Origin of the sequence: Phenylobacterium sp. (assembly GCF_016793225.1) — a bacterium.
Lineage (GTDB): Bacteria > Pseudomonadota > Alphaproteobacteria > Caulobacterales > Caulobacteraceae > Phenylobacterium.
This window is the reverse complement of the sequence record NZ_JAEUMN010000038.1, coordinates 1-4,325: the sequence shown is the minus strand read 5'-3', so window position 1 is coordinate 4,325 and position 4,325 is coordinate 1. Positions and strand designations below refer to the sequence as shown.

The following is a 4,325-nucleotide window of genomic DNA, read 5'->3' as shown; positions in this document are numbered from 1 at the left end:
CGCCAACGTGGCGGTCAAGCCGATCGCGGCCGAGCATGCCGTGCGCGAGATCGTGGTCGCCTGGCGCGCCGGGTCGAACCGCCGCGCCGAGGGCCGCCTCCTCGCCGACGTCCTGCGCGACGTCTGAACCGCCGCCGCGCGGCTGAGGATCGAAAGCGGGCTGCGCTCTCCAAAGCTGTCATCCCGGTTTCGCCGCAGGCGAAGACCGGGACCCATAGACTCCGCGGTCCCGGACGGGGCGCGGCGGCGACGCTGGCGGGCCGCCCCGACAATCGGGCGCGTATGGGTCCCGGTGTTCCGCTGCGCGGAAACCGGGATGACAGCTGAGAGGGTGGGGGGCGTACTTCAAACGCTGTCATCCCGGTTTCGCCGGAGGCGAAGACCGGGATCCATAGACTCCGTGGCTCCGGAAGGGGCGCGGCGGCGACGCTGGCGGGCCGTCTCTGCCATCGGGCGCGTATGGGTCCCGGCTCTCCCCCCGGCTGCGCCGGGGTCCGGCCGGGATGACAGCGGAGAGGGTGGGGGCGTTACTTCAAACACTGTCATCCCGGTTTCGCCGCAGGCGAAGACCGGGACCCATAGACACCGTGGGTCCGGACGAGGCGCGGCGGTGGCGGCTGCGGGCCGTCCCGACAATCGGGCGCGTCTGATGACAGCTGGAAAATCCGCTTGCGGCCCGGAACAGTTTCGATGTATCTGAATTTCAGACATATCGAAACTAGGTCTAAAACATGCATCGACACTTCCACGAACCCCGCTTCCTCCGCAGCCGCCACGGCTGGGGCGGCCACGTCGGGCGCGAGCATGGCCGGGGCGGGCGGCACGGCCGCCGCTTCGGCCGCTTCTTCGAGCACGGCGACCTGCGCTACGTCGTCCTGGCGCTGCTCGCCGAGCGGTCGCGCCACGGCTACGAGCTGATCAAGGAGCTGGAGGACCGAACCGGCGGCGCCTACCGGCCCTCGCCGGGCGTGGTCTATCCGACCCTCGCCATGCTGGAGGACGAGTCCATGATCCGCCAGGCGGCGGGCGAGACCGGCCGCAAGCAGTTCGAGATCACCGAGTCCGGCCAGGCCGAGCTCGAACGCCACCGCCCGACGGTGGACGCCCTGTTCGCCCGCATGGACGAGGCGGGCCGCGCCTCCGGCCCCGGCCGCCCCCGCGTGGGCCGCGCGATGATGAACCTGGGCATGGCGCTGAAGAACCGCATGTCGCGCGGCGTCACCGAGGCCGAGCTCGACCGCATCGTGGCCATGATCGACGACACCGCCGCGGCCATCGAAAAGGCCTGACGGCCCCCGGGCGATCCTCCCCGCCTGTCGACCTGAGCCTCCGCGGCGAACGTGGAGGCTCTCTTTTTCCGCCGTCCGTGCTTTGCTGTGGGAAAAGAGGGGAACGGGATGCGGCGGCGGGAGGTGCTGATGGGACTGGCGGCGACGGGCGCGGCGGGCGGCGCGGGGGCCGCGACGCGGCCCCTGAACGTCATCGTCGTGCTGACGGACGACCTCGGCTGGGGCGATCTCGGTTCGTACGGCTCGAAGCTGATCCGGACCCCCAACCTCGACCGCATGGCGCGCCAGGGCGTGCGGATGACCGACTTCTACGCCAGCGCCAACATCTGCACGCCGTCGCGCGCCGGCCTGCTGACGGGGCGCTATCCGATCCGCAGCGGGCTCGCGCACGAGGTCATCCAGCCCCCGGACACCCACGGGCTCAAGACCTCCGAGACGACGCTGGCCAAGGCGCTCAAGCCCGACTACGCCACCGCGCTCATCGGCAAGTGGCACCTGGGCCACGCGGCCCCGTCCTGGCCGCCGACGAACCACGGCTTCGACCTGTTTTCCGGGCTGCCCTACAGCCACGACATGAAGCCCCTGGCCTACTATGAAGGCGAGGCGGGCGGCGACCTCGCCAAGGAAGACGAGGTGGACCTCCCGCGCCTCACCGAGCGGTTCTTCGCCCGCAGCCGCCGCTTCATCGAGGACAATCGCGACCGCCCGTTCTTCCTCCTGCTGGCCCTCACGGCGCCGCATCTCGAACTCCTGCCGCATCCGGACCACAAGGGCCGCTCGCGGGCCGCGGCCTACGGCGACGTGGTCGAGGAGGTCGACGCCGAGATGGGCCGGCTGCTCGAGCACCTGAAGACGCTGTCGCTCGACCGCCAGACGCTGGTGATCTTCACCTCCGACAACGGCCCGTGGTTCGAGGGTTCGGCCGGCCCGATGCGCGACCGCAAGGGCGGCGCCTCGTGGGACGGCGGCTACCGCGTGCCGTTCGTCGCCTGGGCGCCGGGCCGCCTGCCGGCCGGCCGCGTGATCCGCGAGATCGCCATGAACATCGACATCCTGCCGACGGTGCTGGCCATGGCGGGCCGGCCGCTTCCGCCTGTCGAGCTGGACGGCCGCGACCTGACCCCGACCCTCACCCAGGGCGCCGCCAGTCCCCACGACACCCTGCTCATGTTCAACAACGAGCAGCTGGCCGCGATCCGCACCGATCGCTGGAAGTACGTGGTGCGCAGCTACTACCGCCGGCTCGATCTGCCCTGGACCGACCGCTACGGCCCGATGCTGTTCGACGTGCGCGCCGACCCCGCCGAGGCCTACAACCTCGCCAGCCTGCACCCCGACGTGGTCGCCGACCTCAAGGGCCGCTTCGACCGCGCAAAGGCCGCCTTCGAGCCCCTGGGCACACGCTACAAGCCCCCGGCCTGAGGCGGACTGCCCTTAGCTAACCCGTCGCTTCGCGGGGGAGGTAAGGCGCGAGCAACGGGTCGAACGCGGTTCCGGCCGCCCGTGCCCTGACCGAACCTTCGCTGACCAACTGGGCGGACGCAGGGAATCTCAGCCGAGGGTGGTCAGCGGAGGTCGGACCCCCTGGCCATGATCGGGCGTCCCGCAATCAGGTAGAAGACGAAGCCCGGGAGCGCGCCGCAAGCCGAAGCCAAGGCGAGAAGATGCAGCCATCCCACAGCGCCTTGGAGCAGCAAGAGTTCACGAAGCTCTGGGGCGGCGGCGCCAAGAAAGGCCGCCGCGACGGACGCGCCGACCGCCGCTCCCGCCGCCGCCGAGTTGAGCGCGGTGAGCCCGATCCAGCGGCGCGACAGCACGTAAAGGGGGGCGGCTACCACAAAGGCGACCGGATAGGCCCATAGTCCCACGACAAGCGCCAATCCCGCCGTTAGCCTCAGCCCCTCGGCGTCGATTCCGCCCCGGCCTTCTGCGATGGCGTACATGGCGAGGGCGAAGGCGCACGGCATGCCGGCGGTGATCGGTGACAGGGCGAAACCCGTCACGACCCGTCCGAGCGAGGGCTGACGCCGCATCCTGTCGAGATCGACTTCACCCATGAGCCAAACCCCGCGCCTGCCGTCCTGGCTTCCCGACCAAGGTCCAGGCCCCGAGCCCCAACCAAGCGTGCGCACATGCCAAAGAGGAGAGTCCCTTACTGGGTGAGCAGGACGCACCTAAGGCAGTGCTGAAATCAAGGAAGACGACAGTCGGGTCAACGTGTCGCCCCGCCCGCTACCGCCCGACTGGAAGCAACGCTCCCATTCCGCATCGACCGATGGGCGGGAGGCGGGCCCATGAACGTGGCGGCGGCTTACGGCTGGACCGACCTGCGGCCGGCCGAGGATCACCCGACCCTGGCGCGCCACGGCGTCCTCTTCTCCGACAGCGCCTGACGCCCCGCGACCGTCCCTGGCGCCTTGCGGCCGGGCCGACGTCCCGGCATCTGGGGCGGCGAAAGGCGGGGCGAAGGCATGCGGATCGGCGTCATTGGCACCTCCGGATCGGGCAAGACCACCTTCGCCAGGCAACTGGCGGCGGCCATGGGCGTGCGCCATATCGACCTCGACGCCGTCACCTGGCAGCCGGGCTGGGTCGCCCTGCACGAGACCGACCCGGCCGAGTTTGTCCGCCGCTGCGAGGCGGCCATGGCGGCCGACGCCTGGGTGAGCTGCGGCAACTACATCGCCTCGCGGCCGTCGCTGCTGGCGCGGGCCACCGACCTGGTCTGGCTGGACTATCCGAAGCCCCTGGTGATGGCCCGCGTGATCCGCCGCTCGTTCGACCGCGCCGCCGGCGGCCGCGAGCTCTGGCCCGGCACCGGCAACGTCGAGACGTTCGCCGACTGGCTCGACAAGGGCCATCCGATCCGCTGGGCCTGGGACACCTACAGGCGCCGGACGCGCCCGTACGAGGCCCTGTTCGCCCACGCCCCGCCGGGCCTGCGCCTGCACCGCGTGACCCGCCCCTGGGAGGCCGAGCGCCTGCTGGCCCGGCTGGCGGCCGGATAGAACCCCCTCTCGCTTCGCGAGCTCCCCC

Annotated in this window: 4 protein-coding genes and 1 pseudogene; 4 read left to right on the top strand and 1 reads right to left on the bottom strand. The window is 71.0% G+C overall.

What is annotated here, in order from left to right; translation table 11 throughout:
* From JNK30_RS04145 to JNK30_RS04135, 3 genes and pseudogenes are all read left to right on the top strand, one after another.
* Positions 1-127 (top strand): annotated as a pseudogene (locus tag JNK30_RS04145) (hydrogen peroxide-inducible genes activator); the annotation flags it as partial.
* A gap of 604 nt (positions 128-731) precedes the next feature.
* Positions 732-1,289, top strand: a complete 558-nt coding sequence (locus JNK30_RS04140) for a PadR family transcriptional regulator (RefSeq protein WP_293480456.1) — start codon at positions 732-734, stop codon at positions 1,287-1,289.
* Positions 1,290-1,397: 108 nt separating this feature from the next.
* Positions 1,398-2,711: a sulfatase gene (locus JNK30_RS04135; RefSeq protein ID WP_293480455.1), complete on the top strand. Its 1,314-nt coding sequence runs from the start codon at positions 1,398-1,400 to the stop codon at positions 2,709-2,711.
* Positions 2,712-2,854: 143 nt separating this feature from the next.
* Here the strand turns inward: JNK30_RS04135 and JNK30_RS04130 are convergent, their stop codons facing one another.
* Positions 2,855-3,346, bottom strand: coding sequence for a hypothetical protein (locus JNK30_RS04130; RefSeq protein ID WP_293480454.1), 492 nt, complete (start codon positions 3,344-3,346; stop codon positions 2,855-2,857).
* Between the two features lie 414 nt (positions 3,347-3,760).
* Here JNK30_RS04130 and JNK30_RS04125 point away from each other — a divergent pair, with 414 nt between their 5' ends.
* Positions 3,761-4,297, top strand: coding sequence for a hypothetical protein (locus tag JNK30_RS04125; RefSeq protein ID WP_293480453.1), 537 nt, complete (start codon positions 3,761-3,763; stop codon positions 4,295-4,297).
* Positions 4,298-4,325: the final 28 nt, after the last annotated feature.

Excerpts from the sequence above, each read along its gene's own strand:
- JNK30_RS04140 (WP_293480456.1), top strand. The coding sequence starts at position 732 with ATGCATCGACACTTCCACGAACCCCGCTTCCTCCGCAGCCGCCACGGC.
- JNK30_RS04130 (WP_293480454.1), bottom strand. The coding sequence starts at position 3,346 with ATGGGTGAAGTCGATCTCGACAGGATGCGGCGTCAGCCCTCGCTCGGA.
- JNK30_RS04125 (WP_293480453.1), top strand. The coding sequence starts at position 3,761 with ATGCGGATCGGCGTCATTGGCACCTCCGGATCGGGCAAGACCACCTTC.
- JNK30_RS04135 (WP_293480455.1), top strand. The coding sequence starts at position 1,398 with ATGCGGCGGCGGGAGGTGCTGATGGGACTGGCGGCGACGGGCGCGGCG.